The sequence below is a fragment of the Mycoplasma sp. 888 genome (assembly GCF_035609225.1).
Classification (GTDB): Bacteria; Bacillota_I; Bacilli_A; order Mycoplasmatales; family Metamycoplasmataceae; genus Mycoplasmopsis.
Genome location: NZ_CP141192.1, coordinates 694,960 through 714,928, shown reverse-complemented (window position 1 = coordinate 714,928; position 19,969 = coordinate 694,960). Strand labels below are relative to the sequence as shown.

The 19,969-nt window shown below is 27.5% G+C and carries 11 protein-coding genes; 8 read left to right on the top strand and 3 right to left on the bottom strand.

The features are described 5' to 3' along the window. Positions 1 to 221: 221 nt before the first annotated feature. The 6 genes from U5U50_RS03225 (at position 222) to U5U50_RS03200 (ending at position 15,521) form a co-directional block, all read left to right on the top strand. Positions 222 to 2,504: an AAA family ATPase gene (locus U5U50_RS03225; protein WP_324672751.1), complete on the top strand. Its 2,283-nt coding sequence runs from the start codon at positions 222 to 224 to the stop codon at positions 2,502 to 2,504. After that, positions 2,504 to 3,061, top strand: coding sequence for an aminoacyl-tRNA hydrolase (pth, locus tag U5U50_RS03220; protein WP_324672749.1), 558 nt, complete (start codon positions 2,504 to 2,506; stop codon positions 3,059 to 3,061). The genes U5U50_RS03225 and pth overlap by 1 nt, the downstream gene beginning before the upstream one ends. Continuing rightward, positions 3,042 to 3,917: a tRNA lysidine(34) synthetase TilS gene (gene tilS, locus U5U50_RS03215; protein WP_324672747.1), complete on the top strand. Its 876-nt coding sequence runs from the start codon at positions 3,042 to 3,044 to the stop codon at positions 3,915 to 3,917. Before pth ends, tilS begins: the two co-directional genes overlap by 20 nt. A 55-nt stretch (positions 3,918 to 3,972) precedes the next feature. Continuing rightward, positions 3,973 to 6,069 (top strand): ATP-dependent zinc metalloprotease FtsH, encoded by a 2,097-nt coding sequence (gene ftsH / locus U5U50_RS03210; protein ID WP_324672745.1) that lies wholly within the window; start codon positions 3,973 to 3,975, stop codon positions 6,067 to 6,069. 93 nt (positions 6,070 to 6,162) lie between these two features. Continuing rightward, on the top strand, positions 6,163 to 14,568 hold the full coding sequence (locus U5U50_RS03205; protein WP_324672743.1) for an ABC transporter permease: 8,406 nt from the start codon (positions 6,163 to 6,165) through the stop codon (positions 14,566 to 14,568). Further along, positions 14,568 to 15,521, top strand: a complete 954-nt coding sequence (locus tag U5U50_RS03200; protein ID WP_324672740.1) for an ABC transporter ATP-binding protein — start codon at positions 14,568 to 14,570, stop codon at positions 15,519 to 15,521. The genes U5U50_RS03205 and U5U50_RS03200 overlap by 1 nt, the downstream gene beginning before the upstream one ends. A gap of 133 nt (positions 15,522 to 15,654) precedes the next feature. Here the strand turns inward: U5U50_RS03200 and lysS are convergent, their stop codons facing one another. Further along, positions 15,655 to 17,118, bottom strand: coding sequence for a lysine--tRNA ligase (lysS, locus tag U5U50_RS03195; RefSeq protein WP_324672738.1), 1,464 nt, complete (start codon positions 17,116 to 17,118; stop codon positions 15,655 to 15,657). A gap of 396 nt (positions 17,119 to 17,514) precedes the next feature. After that, complete coding sequence (locus U5U50_RS03190; protein ID WP_324672736.1) at positions 17,515 to 18,051, bottom strand: hypothetical protein; 537 nt, start codon at positions 18,049 to 18,051, stop codon at positions 17,515 to 17,517. 60 nt (positions 18,052 to 18,111) lie between these two features. On the opposite strand from U5U50_RS03190, the gene U5U50_RS03185 reads away from it, so the two are divergent. Then, positions 18,112 to 18,726, top strand: a complete 615-nt coding sequence (locus U5U50_RS03185; protein ID WP_324672734.1) for a ribonuclease HII — start codon at positions 18,112 to 18,114, stop codon at positions 18,724 to 18,726. Positions 18,727 to 18,809: 83 nt separating this feature from the next. On the opposite strand, the gene U5U50_RS03180 is transcribed toward U5U50_RS03185, so the two are convergent. After that, positions 18,810 to 19,082: a hypothetical protein gene (locus U5U50_RS03180; protein WP_324672732.1), complete on the bottom strand. Its 273-nt coding sequence runs from the start codon at positions 19,080 to 19,082 to the stop codon at positions 18,810 to 18,812. A gap of 194 nt (positions 19,083 to 19,276) precedes the next feature. Between U5U50_RS03180 and U5U50_RS03175 the strand changes: the two genes are divergently transcribed. Continuing rightward, complete coding sequence (locus U5U50_RS03175; RefSeq protein ID WP_324672730.1) at positions 19,277 to 19,831, top strand: inorganic diphosphatase; 555 nt, start codon at positions 19,277 to 19,279, stop codon at positions 19,829 to 19,831. Positions 19,832 to 19,969: the final 138 nt, after the last annotated feature.

Genomic DNA, 19,969 nt, shown 5'->3' with positions numbered 1-19,969 from the left:
TAAGTTATAAACAGCTTTAACAACATATTTATGCAAAAGTTATCCACAACTAAAGTATCTAAAATGTAAGTAAGAAAAGTACTTATTAACATATTTATATTTTATTGTTTTAAGTATGTGGATAACTTATCAAAAACAGTTCAATTTGACACTTGAAATAAAGAGTGATATATAAAAATTAAATCTTTATAATTTAAATAAATAGAAAAAAAGGAGAGAAAATGAAGGGTAAATTTATTAAGCAAATTAAAGGTGGTAAAGAATTAGGTTGAGCACTTATGTTATTTTTACCTGAAGGTAAAAGTCAAACATTCTTAGTTTTTGTTACAAATGTCTTTCCGAATTTATATAAAAAATACGAAGTCGAGTTTGGAGATAATCCTAAAGCTAGTTACAAAAATTCAAAAATTATTAAGAATTTAGAGTTGATAATCGAAGATGTGCAAACAGATTGAGTTGATTATCTTTCAAAAAATGTGCCTAACATTGGAAAATTAACTGCTAAAAAAATAATTGATGAATTTGGACAAGATTTATTTACTAAACTAGCAGATATTGAAAATTATAGAGATAAATTATTAAGTGTAATTACTGATAAACAACTAGAATCATTAGCTAAATATTATCAAGAAAACAGTGCAAGATTAAAATCACTACTAAACTTAACTGAAGAAGATAAGAAAAATATAAATTTATTTAATAACCCAAGAGTTAGTGATTTAGTTGAAAAATTAGCGACTATTCACGGTTCTAGAGAATTTAACTTCATTGAATATTACAAAAATAACTCTCCTTATTACTTGTTTATAGATAAAGTAAGTGATGATATTTTTAAAGTTGATACTTTTGCATTCTTATTAAATTGAACTAAAGAAAATTATCAAAGATACGTAGCTTACTTATATAAAGTTGTTTGAGATTTAGAAACTCAAAACAATACAATTTTTGATTTAGATACATTGCAAGTAAAATTCAAAAAAGCTATTGAAGATGCGAATATAAAATGAAATTCATTAATAAATGAAGAAGAAAGTGATTTTTCATTCATAAATGACAAAATTGATGCAGATATTATTTTTGAAAGATTTATTAGAGATGAACATTTAATTCAAGTTTTACCTGGTTTCTTTACTTTGAAAGCTACATTTGATAAAGAAGCATATATTTACAACAGATTAATGAAATTAGCTAATTCAGAATTAATTTGCAAATTAAAATCTGAAGCTATGATTGATTTGAAATTCTTGTCAAAGCAACAAAAAGCTGCTTATGATAATTTCATAAACAAAAATATTTCAATAATAAGTGGTGGACCAGGGACAGGAAAAACATTTGTTATTAAGCATATTTATGAAACATTAAAGAAAAACAAAGTTAAAACAAATGAATTTGCTATCTTGGCACCAACAGGTAGAGCTGCAACTAATGTTTCTATAAAGATTAAACACCAAATTAAAACGATTCACAGCTACCTACAAATAGCTAATACTGATGAAAAAATTTCTTTAACTAATTTAGAAGAAATTGCTAATTTAAGATTTTTAATTATTGACGAGTTTTCGATGATTGATGTTAACTTATTAGATAAATTATTAAAAGCAAGTCCTAAATTAGAAAAGATTGTTTTAATCGGGGATGTTTTCCAGTTACCAGCAATTGGACCAGGTAACTTATTAGATGATTTAATTTTTTCACAAAATATACCTACAACACACTTAACTAAGTTTTATAGAAGTGATTCAGAAACAATTTGAAAACATTTTTCAAATATTAATAGAGGTGAAGTTGATGATTCAATGTTTAAACCTTGTGAAGTTGATTTAGTTAAAGTAGATGACAAAAACTTTCATAATGATTTATTAACGCTATATACAAAAGAAGTTGAAAAATTTGGAATTAATAATGTTATTATCCTTATTCCAACTTACAGACATCAATATGGAATTAATGAAGTTAATAAGAAAATTCAAAATGCAATAAATAAAAATGATGTTTTTGCAACAAACTGAAAAAACTATAGTCAAATTGAATATAGAATAAACGATAAAGTTATGCAGTTAGAAAATAGAAATAATGAAAATATTTCTAACGGTGATATCGGTTATATAACTGATGTTGTTTACGAGGACGCAACCTCTAAATCAGGTAATAAAAAAGTTAAGAAAATTAAAATTACTTTCTATAGAGGGGATGAATGAAAAAAAGAAATTGAGTATTCATTAAGAGAATTTCAAGAACAAATTCAACTTGCATATAGCACTACAATTCACAAATTCCAAGGTAGTGAAATTGACTCTGTTATTATGGTGATTCATAATGAACACGCATTTATGCAAAGCAAAAAAATGCTTTATACCGGTGCATCAAGAGCAATTAAACACTTGCAAATATTTATTGACCAAAGTGTTGATTACAAAAATTTAATTGAAAGAATACACGCAACAAGTGCTAATCAAGTGCATACAAACTTAAGATTCTTTATCGAAACAGAAAGAAGGGTGTAATGAAATTGATAGTTGGTTTAGGAAACCCAGGAGATAAATACAAATACACTAGACACAATGTTGGTTTTATGGTTATTGATAAAATCTGTAAGCAAATGGGTGTTGAGTTAAATAAATCTAAATTTAATGGAGAATACATTAAGTTAGATGATTTAATAATTGCAAAACCGATGACTTATATGAATAAATCAGGTGAATTCATTCAAGCAATAGCTCAATTTTTCAAAATTAATCCTGATGATATTTTGATTATTCACGATGAAAAAGACTTTCCACTAGGAAAAAGTGCAATTAAAATTGGTGGTTCAGGAGGGAGTCATAATGGTGTTTTAAACATTGTTCAAATGCTTAGTACTCAAGAATTTAAAAGATTAAAAATCGGAATTAATACAGAACACACAGAACCATTAAGAGATTTTGTTTTAGGTAATTTTACACCTGAACAAATGTTGATTTTAGAACCTGTGTTAAATAAAGCTGCAGAAGCTTCAATTTCATTTGTCTACAATGATATCCTAACTATTATGAACAAATACAATGTCAAATCAAAGAACTAAATATTTACTAGCTGTTAGTGGTGGACCAGACAGTATGTTCATGTTGAATGAATATAAAAACAAAAATATAATTGTTGCTCACGTTAATTACAATCAACGTACTGACAGCGGTTTGGATCAAAAAGTAGTTGAAAATTTTTGTAAGAGACATAATATCAAGTTTTATGTTTTAGAGTTATCTAAAAATGATTATGTTAAAGGTAACTTTCAATCTTGAGCTAGAGAGCAGAGATATAAATTTTTCAAAGAAGTTTATGTAAAAGAAAATTGTGATAAATTGTTAATTTCTCATAACAAAGATGATTTTTTTGAGACTGCATATATGCAAAAGCAGTCTAAAAGAAATGTTTTATTCTATGGAATAAAACAATCAAATCTTATTGATGGAATTAATATTTATAGACCTTATTTATTTAAGTATTTTAAGAATACAATAACAAAGAAAAATCAAAAAAATCGCACACCTTTTTGTTTTGATTATACGAACAATTTACCTAAATATTCAAGAAATAAAATAAGATTAAATTTCGCTAAAAAAACACTCTATAAAAATACATTTATATCTTGTACACTAGTAAAAAATTTCTTTTTAAGTTTCAAAAGAAAAAAAATTCAAAAAGAATTTCAAATTTGAAAAGAATCAAGATTCAAGCAAGATGTTTTTGAAAAACTCAAGTACAAAAAACATTTAGTTTATCAATACATTCACACATATTTTTATGATGAAAACATTGAATTAAGCTCATCGAAAATCAAATCAATTATTGATTTTATTCTGTCTAAAAATAGAACCTCAAAATACCTATTAAAGAACGGTTTATATTTTGTCAAATTAAAGGGCGAATTGCTAAATTAATAAGGTATAATATAAAAATATTAAATAATAAAACATCTCAAAGAAAGGAGATAAAATGCCAAGAAAAAAACGTTGACCTGGTATATTGATAGCTTTTGTTGTTGTTTTAATAATATCAGTTGGACTTTACTTAATTATTAATAAGTTAACAGGTCCTCAAAATATTTCAACAAGCAAATTTGTTGAATACATTAAGGATGCAGCAAATAATCAAAATGATGGAACATACTTTAAATTAATTAAATTTGATCCATTCACTAACCAAATGTATGGTATTTTTATAAAAAATAATTATCAACATGAGCTTGTTGCACCTGGTTCATTTAACTTCATAAATGAAGTGTATGAAATTAAAGATTCTCTTAAAGAAGCAACAAAATTTTTAAATAATGGTGTGATAAGTTCAGGAGAAATTCAAAATGCAGCAGCACCACAACCAGGATTCTTCTCAACATACGTTCTTCCATTTATTCCTACATTATTATTTCTTGGAATAATGTTCTTTATTTTTAGATCACAAGCTAAAATGATGTCAGGGCAAGGTGGGGCTATGTTTGGCGACAATAGTCCTGCTCAAATTATTAAATCAGATAAAAAATTCTCTGATATTGCAGGAAATAAAGAACCAATTGAAGAAATTTCAGAAATAGTAGATTACTTAAAAAACCCTAAAAAATATGAAGTGTCAGGAGCTAGAATGCCTAGAGGTATCCTTTTAGGAGGTCCTCCTGGTACAGGAAAAACGTTATTAGCTAAAGCGACAGCAGGAGAAGCTGATGTTCCGTTCTTCTTTGTATCAGCATCTAACTTTGTTGAGTTATTTGTTGGTATGGGGGCTAAAAGAGTAAGACAAGTCATTGCAGAAGCACGTAAAAATGCACCAGCAATTATTTTTATTGATGAGCTTGATGCTATTGGTAGAACAAGAGGAAGCGGTATTGGTGGAGGTCATGATGAACGTGAACAAACACTTAACCAACTTCTTGTTGAAATGGATGGTATTAAAGAAAACTCAGGGTTATTATTTATTGCTGCTACAAACCGTACAGACGTTTTAGACCCTGCTTTAACAAGACCTGGACGTTTTGATAGAGTTATTACAGTTGGATTACCAGATGTAAAAGAACGTGAAGCAATTTTAAAACTACACGCTAAGGGTAAACGTCTTTCAAGTGATATTTCGTTCGAAAATGTTGCAAGAAGAACACCTGGCTTCTCAGGAGCTCAATTAGAAAACGTAATTAACGAATCTGTTCTTTTATCAGTTAGAGAAAATACAGGTATTATTACAAGAGATCAAATCGATGAAGCAATCGATAGAGTTATGGCTGGTCCAGCTAAAAAATCTAGAACTATTACTAAGGAAGAATTAACATTAGTAGCTTACCACGAAGCAGGGCACGCTGTTGTAGGTATAAAAGTTCCTGGTGGTAATAAAGTTCAAAAGATTACTATTATTCCACGTGGTCAAGCTGGTGGATATAACTTAATGATGCCTGAAAATGAAAAATATAACTATACTAAAGAAGAATTATTAGCTTCTATAGCAAGTTTTATGGGTGGTAGAGTAGCAGAAGAAATTATTTATGGAGAAGATAAAATTTCAACAGGTGCTGCAGATGATATTTCCAAAGCAACAACAATTGCCAGAAGAATGGTTACTGAATTTGGTATGTCAGATTTAGGTCCGATTAAATATCAAGAAGAAGAAGGTTCTCCATTCTTAGGAAAAACTTTAGCTACAAGTTCATCAATTTCTAACCAAATTAGTCACGAAATTGATCTTGAAGTTAGAAAAATAATGTTAGAAGCTAAAAATATAGCTACAAAAGTTATTAAGAAAAATAGAGAACTTTTAGAGTTGATTAAAACTTCATTACTTGAAAAAGAAACAATTGTTGCAGAAGAAATTGAATATATTGCTAAAAACTTACAATTACCTCCTGAAAAAGAAAAATCAGAAGAAAAAGCTAATGCTGTAGGTTTAGATGAATTAATTAAAATGACTTCTGTTTCTGATATTGAACAAAGTACACAAACTGATTTTTATGATAATAAAGAAGAAAGTATTTCTGCTGATTTAATTTCAGATGAAGTTATTGATAGTAATAATTCAGTTACAGAAAACGGAACTAAAATTGAAAAGTTATAGTGATTAAACAACTGGTTTTCCGGTTGTTTTTTTATATAAAAATACTTTATAATTAATAAATTAATTATAAGTAAATTTTTAAAGGTGGATTTTATGAAGAATTTGTTTAAAGAAGTCTTTAAATCATTATTTAAAAACAAAGCTACTGTTATAGGGTTAACTATCCTTGTATTTTTAACAGCAGGAGTTTTCACTGTTTTAAATGATGCTGCTAAATCAATGAAGCAACAATATGAAATCGCTAAGAAAAAATCAGTTTCACACAATATTACAATTGATTTAAATCTATCAACAAATGCGAAAGCATACAATGATGGATATTTTGTTAACGGACTTTCAAAATCAGATTCACTTGTTTACGAAAATAAAAGTGTTTATGATAAAGGAATTAACTATATAACAGATAATTACAAAAAAGAAGGTTATGTAATTGATTTAACAAAAATTACAGATTCATTTATTCCATTAAGTTTATTTGTTGATGAGAAAAAATATGAAAACAAATACATTGATAGAATTGACTTTATAAAAATCTACAACACTTATGATTTCAAGAATGAAAACGCAAGTTCATTAACATTAGATTTTGATAAAGCCATCAAAACAATGAAAATGAAAACTGATTTCGTTGTTAACTTATACAAAAAAGAAAATGACACATATTCACCTGTTACAACCCAAGTTGTTTTAAATTTAAATGACCACTTTGTGCTTGATAAAACTTATAAATTAGAAGACATTGCATACATTACAACAGATACTAAAAGTAATGTTATTCTTTCTCAAGTTAAAACTTTATTCTTAAATATTGTCACAAAAGAAGCCACTTTTAACTTGGTTAAAGGTAAAGAATGGATGTACGAAGGAGTTTGTTTAAGTATTGAACCAGCAACACTTGCAGACAAACTTGGTTTTGATAAATATCAAGATAACAATTACATTTTCATTCTTAATAAAGATAAGAACTCAACTTTAATTAACATTCCAGATGATGCTAAACCAACTGATATTCTCAATGTTGAATTAAATTCAGAATTTGATTATTCAGCTTTATATGATGAATCAAAAACATTAGACAAACCGATTTCATTTGTTTTTAAAACAAATCATACTTACAACATTCCTTTAAAATGAGCTGCAAAACAAGAGGAATACACATACTACCAAAGAAAAGTTTATGAATCAACATATGTAGATCCATTCAAGAAAAACTGAGATGGAGCATATGTTACATTTATGGAGAATTTAATTAAAGGAAACAATGGTGAATTACCATCAGAATTTAAAAAATTCTCATATTGAAATAAAAACTCACTTAAATACTTTATCCATTTTGATGAACAAGGTGTTTTAAAAGAAAACAAAGAGTTAATTTATGAGAACAATTCAGTTCTTACATATGATTTAACATACAATGAGCAACTTAAATTAGCTGATTTATCAGATCAACCAGGTTATTTAGATAGAGACTTTGCTATTAAAGAAATTATTATTAATGACTTAAAAACTCTTATTTTAAAAATTTATAACTTCACAAGAAAAGAAGTTAACAACCATCCAGAGTACAAGGATAAAGTTTCAGAAATTGATGCATTAACTGACGATGTAAACACAAGATTGCAAACTGCATCAATTAACAAATCACAATCAATTTCAGAATTAACTAATATTTACAACAAGTTACTTAATGATGTAAGTGCTATTGTTCCAAATAACGTTTTACTTTTACCAGTATTAAATTATGAAAAGAGAACGAAGATTCCTAATTATGCGGAATATGCATTTGATGAATATAAAACAATTGCACAAATTGAAACATCAAGAGATAGATTAACAGAAGAAGAATTTAACAACTTATCTAATAAAAGAATCTGGGATATCACATTTACAAAAATTAAAAATGGTGCTTTAGATATTGTTAAAAAAGATATCTACAACCAAGTTTTGGAAAAAGTTGGTGCAGATAACATAGGTATTAAAAAATCAATTACAATTGATGCATTCGATACATCTAAAAATGAAAAATTCGTATATCACTTTGTTAATATGGGTGATAATGAACAAAAAATCGATGGAATCAAAAACAATGTGAACAAACTTTTTAATGAAATTGATAATCCATCAGGTTTATTTAATCTTTATTCAAATGTTGATGATTACTTCAAAACTAGAGAATTACCATATTATGCAATTGACAGAATTTTAGGTGCAATTATTAACAACATTATTCCATATGAAAAATACGTTTCATTAGATATGACATATGGACAAGTAAAAATTTATCAAAACTACCCAGAAACTAAATTATTTGAAGTTTGAGATAGATCGAAAATTTACAAATTAGCAAAATTTGTTGGATCAGAAACAGATTCACAAGGTAATTTATTACCTGATAGCGACTTTAATCAATTTGCTGAATTGGGAATTACTTTTTCTCCATCAAGAGAAAAAGATACATACTACATAATTAAACCTGTTTATGATACTAATAAAAAGTTACTTTACTGACAAAATCTTTCATTATCAAGAGAAGGTGTTTCTGAATTTGATAAAGAACGTTTATCGACTGGTAGATTAACTTTAAAAGAAACAAATTTATACTTAGAAAACAATAAATTGACATTAATGGCAAAAATCAATCCAGAAGGATGAGTTGAACATAGTAATGAATTTGATAACGTTGTTTACTTACCTTTTGGTTATAGAGCACCATTAAGTGATGTTTTAAATGAAGCAGCTACACAACAAACTTTAAATAAAGCTTTTGAAAATATCCAAAAAGTATTGTTAGAAACCGATTTAACAAAACAAGGATTTTTAACTAAAGACATTATTTATGCATTTATTGAAGCTGTTGAATATTCAACTAATATAAATAAATTTGCAACAATTTTCTCATCAGGACGTATTGATTTAGGGATTATTCCTAAAATGTTCCTTGATTTCCTTTACAAGTTATCACACAATGTAAATGGTGATTATGCAAATAAACTTATTGTTAATTTATTTACAAACTTAAGAAAATTTATTGTACAAAAAGATACTCTTGAAGAAAGAAAACAATATTTAACTGAGCAAATTCAAAAATTATTTAATGTTTTAAATGTACTTGGTGTAGAAGTTCCGGTTAAAGTAGAAACTTTATCAAAAGTTATTAAAGATCCTATTGTTATGCTTGATTCAATCATTGGAATTATTGAATCAGTTAATTTCGTTAAATTCACAGAGCAATCAAACAATTTTTTCTTAAATGAACATGATCATTTAGTTGATAAAGAAATTACAAAAGCTGCTGGAACTAAAGAAATTGTTAAGTACGTAAGAAAATTATCAATACTTGAATTAATTGAATGATTTATTAGATCAGTTGATCAAAAAGCATTCAAAACACATTTATTTAACTTATTAGACAATATTAACATTGCTTTATTAGCTGATGTTAATGATCGAGCTAACCCATTATATGACGTATTTAATTCATTTATGCCTCAACTTAAACCTATTTGACAAGTTATTAACTTGTATCCAGGTTCAAATAAATCATTTAAAAACATTATTGATTGAACTAAGTATGTAATTAACTTATTTGATTTTGACATCTTTATTGATGCTGTTTTAAGCAAAAAACAAATGTTCTATACTGAACATCAAAGCGGAGATAGAGTAAACAAATATGCGACATCAGGAGTTGAATCAAAAGACTTTATTTATGCACTTATTAAATCATTATTTGCATTACCAGGTTCAAATAAATCATTTAAAGAATCAATAATTTCAATGTTTAACCTTTCAGACAAAGGCACAAATATTGAAATTGATGACAACGGATTATATTTAACAATTCCAGTTGCAGATGATGAAAAATTAGACTACTTTGACCTTATTAACATCTTTATGTCTCCTCAACATTCTTCAACAACTGAAGCAGGAGCAAATACTAATACATCTACATCAAATCAAAATTCATTAAGTTTATTTGACAAACTTTACAACTTTGTTCACTCATACAAAGTTAGATTTGAAAATTGAAATGCAAACACAGTTTCGCTAACATCATTCCCATCATCAGAAACAAATGATGCTACGCAAGTGTTTGGATTTACTAAAGATAAAAGAGAAATAGCCTTAAGTGAAGCTAAACAATTAGTTAATGAATGAATTCAAGTTCTTAACTTAGTTGTGCAAACAACTTCAAATGTTAAATTACAACCCAACTTATCAATTGGAGATATTTACAAATACTTTGCAGAATACAAACCAATCGAGAACAATTCAGTTCATTCATTAGTTCAAGAAGCCATTAAGAAATTCTTAGATATTTCAAACAAAAATAATGACCTGTTCTTCTATGTGAAAGAAGCATATCCATTATTCAAAGTTTGAATGAAAATGTTTGATAAATCAGTAAATGCTGACAGTGCAAAAACTAAAGAGTTTGCTCTTGAATTATTAAAATTAGCTAACAATTCGGAAATATTATCTGAATTTAGTTCATTTGATTTAATTCAACCATCATCACAAAACATTGTTTCATTTGAAAAAACAGGATTTGGTATTACTAAATCACTTGCAAATACTTTAAAACTTAAAGAAATTTTCTTTGCAAAAGATGAACAAGGTAACTATACAAATTCATTATTAGCTGAATTAATTAAAAAATTCCCTAAATATAAACAATATGTGCAAGATAATGAGTTAGAAATTATTCAATCATTTGCATACATTGCAACAGCAGAGTTATACGGTAAATTTAACCCAGAACACTTCAAAGATGTTTACTCATCAGAATTTACAAATATCGATTCAGTTGTGTTAGAAAATTTAATTAAAGGTGTATTTTCAAATGAATTATTTCTAAAACACTTTGATACATTTAACATTTACTTAAGTAACTCAATTAATGAAATTCCAGTTGTTAGATTAGGAATTTCACATGCATTATTACACCCATTAACAATTGTTAAACATCCTGAAGTTGCAGTTTGATTCTTAACAAACACAAACAAACTAGGAGACAATGGTAAATATAAAGCAAATATTGCTTACTTGATAATGGACAAGATTATTAACTTTGAAGAATTAGCTAGAAATGATGTTGAATTAAGTGAATTTATTAGTTCATTTAAAAAAGAAAAACCTGTGTTTGCGACAATTGGTAAAGAATGAGTTTTAGATGTTGCTTTTGACAACGAAATCATTCAATACTGATATTCAAAAGTTGCAGATAACATTGAAAATTACTCACCATTTGGCGTAAACATTATTAAACTTATTGATGATATTATCAACACAATTACAGGTGTTAACAAATTAGATAACACGCTTAAATTTGACCAAACAGGTTCATACATTGCAAAAGTTAATTATGTATGATTAGCTAAAAACAACAAGAAAATTTACAATGGTGAATTACCAAATAATCCAATCGGAATGGTTGAATTAATCAAAAATCTTCCTGAAGATTACAAAATTAATATAAATGGTTCAGAATTTATCATTATCGGTGACGATTATACATATGACAATATTTATCCGGTTGTGGATGAAGCAAACTTACAAGTTAATACAAATAACCAAGCTATTGTTTACGTTAACTCACAAGGGTTTGATAAAATTGCACAAGCTTACAGAGGAAATGTTGTTAAAGAGTACTTACTTGTTAAGAATTCAACAAATTTAACAAATGAAGATCTTAAACAAGAATTAATCCAAGTTGTTAACAAAGCAATAAATAACTCAAATGATTTACCTAGAGTTTATCTAGATGATGAAATTGATGGAATTAACCCTGAACGTGCAATTCGAATTACTGCAGTTAAAAACTTCATTAAAGTAATCGGATTTGTTTCAAAAATCTTATTATCTATCTTAATTACATTAGTTGCTATCTCAATTATTTTCATTATTAAAAGATACATTACGAACAAAAACAAAGCTATTGGTATTTTAGTTTCTCAAGGTTATACACCATTAGAAATCTCATTATCAATGACTGTATTTGCGTTCTTTACAATCATTATTGGAGGAATCGCAGGATACTTAACTGGTTTCTTAATCCACGCTGAAGCTATTAAGTTATTAAGCGATTATTGAGCTGTACCAATTCAGACGCTAAACTTCTCAATAGTTTCATTTGGAATAAATATCATATTACCACTCGCAGCTATGTCTATACTTATTATTGTTGTTTCAATTCGTTCATTAAGATATAAATCAATTGACTTAATGAGTGGAATAACAGAAGTAAGTACTGGTGACTTCCACGCTAAATACGCAAACTTATTCAAGAAGAGAAATATTAAAACTAAATTTGCTGCTTCATTAATCTTCCAGGGCTTCTGAAAACTATCATCATTTGGTATTTCAATCATTTTAGTTGCTATAACTACATTGTTCGGAATAGCGACCTTTGGTGAATTCGAATCATCAATTAAAAAAACATATGAAAACAGAAGTTACAATTACAAATTTGACTTAAAAACACCTACAATAGAAGGTGGTGGGATTAATTTATTCACAGTCCAAGATTTAGAAAATACACTTTATGTACCTGTTGGAGATATTGCTGAAATTAATCAATATCAAAGCGATTATTTTAAACCAGGTATGTCAACAGCTGTAAATAAATTTGCAATCAAAAACCCTGATGGAACTACATCATATAGATATCCAAACGGAAATCCTACAGATTTTGAAGGACACGTAATTTCACAATTCTCAGTTAACATTAAGATTGATTCATCGGTTTCAATTGACCCATGAGATCAAGTTTATAACTCATTACCTGACTCACAAAAATCAAGAATTACATCAGTAAGAAATGAAATTGGTAGAAGACTTGAAAGAACACAAGCAAACTTACATTACAGACAAGATGGTAATAGAAAAATTCTTGATATGACTAAAATGATTGAGTTAGCTCGAGCAGGAACAGTTTCAGGATTCTTCCGTTATGTAGAAAATGAAACTAGCCCTGAATTAGGTAAATTTGTTTATCTTCAAACTAACAAAAATAAAACTGATTTTGATGAAATAATAATTTCAACATCAGCTTATAGAGATGAATATAGAGAATTCTTAATCAATGGATACAAACAAATCTATAAAGAAAATGCTGAATTATTAAAACAAGATCCTAATACATCAGTTGTAAGTGATTTCTTAGTTTCATTTGGTGGGTTATATTTTGATCCTGAATTTGACGAGCTTTACACATACGTAAATGCAAATCAAATTAAGAAAGGTAAAATTAACAACGAAAATATTAAGTTATATGGTTACCAAGAAGGTTCAAAACAAATTAAGATTAAATCTACTAGTGGACAAGATTTACTTAAATTAATTAATGACGAGTTTAGTCAAAACGGATTTGACGTTAACGATAAACCTATTCCACTTATCATTAACGAAGTTTCATCAAAAGCATTTAACTTATCAGTTGGATCGAAATTTGAAGTTGTTGTAAACAATAATGTAAATAGATTCAAAGATAAGATAAATCAATATTATGAGAAATTAGTTAACCCTGAATATAAAGAACCAGAGAGACAAACTTACAAATTCATTGTTAGAGGTATAAATCCAACATATATTAATAATGAGTTTATTATTCCTAAAAAAGCTGCTGATATACTTACAGGATTAGATAAAGTTAAACATAACCCTAAATATGAAGTGTTTAACGGTATTATGTCTAAACACCCATTACCAATGCAATTATTATCATCAGCTGGATTATATTCAAACAGTGGTTACTGACCGGCTATCCAATCATTTGATACGTCTACTTTAACAACTAAATATCTTGAAGATATGTTTGATGCGTTATTCGGATCAAGACAAACAGTAGATAACTCAACAATCGATGGAGTAATGAGTACTTTAGGATATTCAGACTTACAAATTGCTAAATTTATAAATCCTGAATATAAAGAAACTGAAAGCATTAAAGATAACTACTTATTAGCAAGAGCTAATGCAGAACAACACATTAACAAGTTTGCTAATATATTCGATAACAACTTATATATTCCTATGGCTACTACTTTGGATTCTAAAGTTATTGAAGTAGGTTACACAATGTCTATTGCACAAACAGTTCAAAAAATTGTAACTATTGTGACAATCTTAGCATTCATAATTTCTATAGTTATATTAGTAATTATTTCGACAATTCTTATTGGAGAAAATGAGAAGAATATAGCTATCTGATCAATTCTCGGATATAATGAAAAAGAAAAAATTAAGATTTTCTATGGAATTTACTTACCATTTATTCTTATATCTATTTTAATAGCTATCTCATTAGCATTTGGATTTATATCAATCTTCAGTGATTTCTTAACATCAGCTGCATCTATTGCAATTCCTATTGTTATTTCACCTCTAAACATATTAGTGACAGTATTAGTTATTCTAGGAGTATTCTTAGTAACGTCAATATTATCTTGAATCGGAATTAACAAAGTTAAACCAATTGATTTATTGAAAGGTAAATAATGGAAAATAAAAACATAAATGTAAACAATGACACAAATAAAGATACTCAAGAAATTGTTGTTTTAACTAAAAAGACATCAGATGTCAAAATTACAAAGAAAAATGTATTTGACATTCTTGATGCTGATGGTGGAAGTAACAAAGTTGTATTAGACAGATCAATTGCTAGAGTTATTAAAAAAGCTTCTAACAAAAAGAGATCTAAAGATGGTAATGAAAAACTTAAAAACACAGGTAATGCAGTCATAGAAGTTAAAAACGTAAGTAAGTTTTACTTATCAGGAACTACAGCTACTAGAGTTTTAAAGAATGTTTCATTAACAATTAACAAAGGTGAATTCGTTATGATCTTTGGTAAGTCTGGAGGTGGAAAAAGTACATTACTTAACCTTGTAAGTGGACTTGACAGACCAAGTAGAGGACAAGTTATTGTATGTAATCAAAACTTACCTTACTACTCAGATTTAAAACTTACTTTATTTAGAAGAAAACACGTTAGCTTTATCTTCCAAAATTACAACTTATTACAAAATCTAAATGGTTATGACAATGTTGAAACTGGTGCTTATTTACAAAAAGATAAAAGCAAAAGATTAAATATTGATAAGTTATTTGAAGAATTTGAACTAGAAGATGTTAAAAACAAATATCCATCACAAATGTCCGGGGGTCAACAACAACGTATTTCAATCCTACGTGCATTGGCTAAAAATGCTGAGATCATTTTCGCTGATGAACCTACAGGAGCACTTGATGATGCTACTTCGAAGATTGTTTTAAATTACTTATATGACATTAATAAAAAATATGGTGTTACTATAGTTATGGTTACTCACAACCCTCATATAGCACCAATTGCTGATAAAATTTTCACAATCAAAAACGGAAAAGTTGCTAATATCACAGTTAACAAAACTACAAAACATCCAAAAGATATTGATTGAAAAGAATAATAAATTATATTGAATAATACTTACCACAAAATAGTGGTGAGTATTTTTTTATACCTTGGAGACTATGGAATAAGTACAATCGGACTACAAAAAGTATAATAAAAACAGACTTTAAAAGTCTGTAATTTAAATACTATTTGCGTTTCATTGTAGGGAATAAAAGAACATCACGAATTGAATCTTTTTCAGTTAATAACATTGTTAATCTATCAATTCCAATTCCACATCCACCTGTAGGAGGCATTCCATATTCTAATGCTTCAACGAAATCTCAGTCAATATCACTAGCTTCATCATTTCCATTGTTCTTTTCTTTTAATTGGTCTTCAAAACGCTCTAATTGGTCAATTGGATCTGATAACTCAGTGTACATATTTGCATATTCTTTTGTGTTAATAAATAATTCAGCTCTTTCAACAAATCTTGGATCTTGACCTTTAGCTGTAAGAGGAGAAATTTCTAATGGGTGTCCATATACAAATGTTGGTTGTATTAATGTTTTTTCAATAAGTTCTTCGAAAAGTTCGTTAATAATGTGACCTAATTGATGGAATTTTTGAATTTTAACTCCATATGATTTAGCAACTTCAACAGCTTCATCAAATGAAATGTTTCTAAAATCTTTACCTGTAGCTTTAGAAACAGCTTCAACCATATCGACTCTGTTAAATGGTTTTGATAAATCAATTTCAACACCTTTGTTAATAACTGTTGATTTACTTAATTTAGCCGCAACTCTTTTGATAAGTTCTTCTGTACGTTGCATCATTCCTTCAATGTTTGAGTAAGCTTCATAGAACTCAATTGAAGTGAATTCAGGGTTGTGAGTTGTGTCAATTCCTTCATTTCTGAAAATACGACCAATTTCATAAACTCTATCAACTCCACCAACTAAAAGTTTTTTAAGAGGAATTTCAGTAGCAATTCTAAGAACAAATTCTTGATCTAATGCATTGTGATGTGTTTTAAATGGACGAGCAGAAGCGCCAGATAAATAATCGTGTAAGAATGGTGTTTCAACTTCCATATATTCTCTTTCATCAAAGTATTTTCTGATTTCACTAATGATTTTTGTTCTATTTCAGAATACTTGCATTGATTCATCATTAACAATTAAATCAACATATCTGTGTCTGTATCTTTCTTCAACATCAGCTAATCCGTGGTATTTATCAGGAAGTGGTTTAAGTGCTTTTGTTAAGAGTTTAATGTTTTGAACTTTAACAGTAACTGCACCTGTGTGAGTTTTCATAACATTACCTTCAACATAGATAATGTCCCCTAAGTCTAAAGATGAAACTAATGTATTAACAAATTCATCGTGTTCTTTTTTGTTGAAGTAAGCTTGAATTTTTCCGTGGTAGTCTTTAATTAAAATGAAAGGTCCACGCATTGTTAAAATTCTACCTGCAATAGCAACAGAAACTGGATTTTGTTCTAATTCTTCTTTAGATACATTTTCATATTTAGATGCTAATTCATCTGAATATGATCTTTCTTTTAATCCATCCGCTTTTGCAAAAGCTTCAATATTATTTTCTTTGTAAAAGTCTAATTTATTACGTCTTACTTGTTCTTGTTCTGTGTATTTTGTCATATCTTTTACTCCATTAATAAAGTATGTTTAAAGTATACCACTAATATTTAAAATATTAGTGGGGTAATATTAGAAACATAACTAATAAAATATTAATAATAACACACTTATTTTTTACGGTCTATATACAGTAAAAAAATAAGTGTGTAGTGATATTTATTCTGTGTTGATTGAACAAGGTAAATGATGTGAGATAGTTTTTTTGAATTAATTAATTTAAAATTAACGAAGTGCAAAATTGATACATTTTAGACAGTAAATTAGTGAAAATTACTATTTTCGATATACCTATTTTATACTCTGTTATAGAAATTATTTCATTAAAACATTATTAAGAAAAAGCTATCTAAAATAGGTAGCAATTTGAAAATTAAATTCTATTATGAAATAGTTGACTTAATATTTATCTTCTTTCACTTTTCTAGCTGAAATCGTTATGTGTTTAGGACAAGTTAACATTTTTTGATCTGGTGTGAATTGAACATATAAAACATTCTGATTATATTTACGGTCATATTTTACAGTTCCATCAGGTCTTAAGAATTCTAAATGAACTAAAGGAACATTGAAAACATCTCTTTGTTCTTCAGGGATTCTTAAATCAACAATTGGATAAATTTCTACTGAACCACCTCAAAGTATGTTGTTTTTAATCATATCTTTTTCTTCTTGGGGGAAGAATTCATCAACTTGTTTAAATGAAGTTTCCAAAACTTTATTTTGTTGTTCAGGAGATAAAATTTTAAATTGTGGATCTTCAGCTAATTCTTTTTTCAATACTTCTTTATAAGTTTCAAAGTCTAATAAGTATTTTTGCTCTCTAACCATTAATTTAAGAATAATGTCAAATGGAACTACATCAGCAATTGTTCCAAAAGCATATCTATAATCTTTGTTACACATATCGCAATGTGCTGTAACTAATGAACCCATAATCCTCCTTATTTTGGAATTAATTAATATATTAATTATATTTAACTTTATAATTTACCTATGTTAGATTTTGAAAAGAATTATTGAGGCAAATATGATGTCATTATCGGTTTAGATGAAGTAGGAAGAGGTTGCTTAGCCGGCGAATTAGTGGTTGCTGGTGTGATTTTTCCTAAAGGATACTCAAATAGCAAAATTAAAGATTCTAAACAATTAACTGAAAAACAAAGAGAAGAACTTTATGAGCAAATAATTAATGACTGTGTTGAATATGTTATTGAAGTTAGAACTCTTGAACAAATCAATAATTCAAATCCTAAGAGAGAATCAATTTTAGGAATGGAATCTATTGTTAAAAAACTTAAAAACAAACCTGATTTAATAATTACAGATTATGAAAAATTAATTTTAGAAAACTATGAGCAAATCAATTTAGTTAAAGGTGATTCAATTTCACTTTCGGTTGCTGCTGCTAGCGTTTTAGCTAAGGTAACAAGAGATAGAATGCTTAAGGAATATTCGAAAATATACCCTAAATATGATTTCGAAAATAACAAAGGTTACGGAACTAAAAGACATTTAGATGCTTTAAATGAACTTGGGCCAACAAAAATACATAGAACTAAATATAAACCAGTTGTAGCAGCGTTTAAAAAGCATCAAAAATATAGATAAGTTAACTAGAGTAACCTAGTTTCCTTGATAAAAAAACACTTAGAAAACTAAAGTGCTTAGAAAATTAATCTACTTCATATTTTTTAAGATTTTGTAGCTAATATTGAACCTCCAAAACTAAAGATTGGGCCAAATACACAGCCTAAAATATAAAATACTGCTATTGCAATATCATCTTCTCATTTTCTGTGAAAAAGTCTAACAATAGCAATGATTTGTAAAAATATTAATATTATGTAAAAAATAAATGAAATTGTTGCAGTGATTGAGCTAATTATAATTATTGCTGTTGAAAGTTCTTCCTTAGTCATATATGTTCCACCAAATCTTACTGAATAATAATTGTTTTTTATCACAAAAGCTCATCATATTACGATTGAAAAACTTACAGCAATAATAATTATTCAAATTAGTGATATTCATAATATTGGTTTCGTATAATATTTTCTGTTTTCCATACATATCCCTTCGTTTTTATCTATATCCTTATTGTAAAAAAAAAAAAAAAAGCAAAGTGGTAAGTGAAATATTTTTGTTTTATAATTTGACTATGAAAAAAGAAGTGCAAATTAAAATTGAAATTCAAAAAAATTCAAGAATTAAGTATGAATACAACAGAAAAACAGGACAAATTGAAGTAGATAGAATCTTACGTGAAGATTTTGTGTACCCTTGCAACTATGGTTTTATTCCTGAAGCATTAGATTGAGATGGAGACGAACTTGATGTATTATTATATTCATCAGAACAATTCATTCCAGGGTCATTATTAAATGCAAGAATTATTGGTGCAATGAAAATGATTGATGACGGTGAAACAGATACAAAATTGATCGCGGTTCACGCTGATGATTACAGACTAGATCACATTAACTCATTATCAGACTTACCAAGACCATTTTTAGATACAGTTAAAACATTCTTTAGCACATATAAAAACTGAAAACGTCCAGGAATTACATCAGTTGATGGATTTGAAGATGTTGAATGAGCTATTGCTGAATATAAAGAATGTGTTGATTTAATGAACGAATATGGTTCAATGGATAAAAAAGAATTCATCGAATTAATGAAACAAAAACATCCTGAAAAATATGTTGCTTAATTAGATAATTTTCTATCCCTTAGGGGTAGATTTTTTTATTTCCTAAATTAAGAAGATTTTTATAAAAAAAATAACAAATTATTAAAGAAAATTGAAAATTAAGAAGAAATTAAAATGATTAAATTAGGAATAACAACA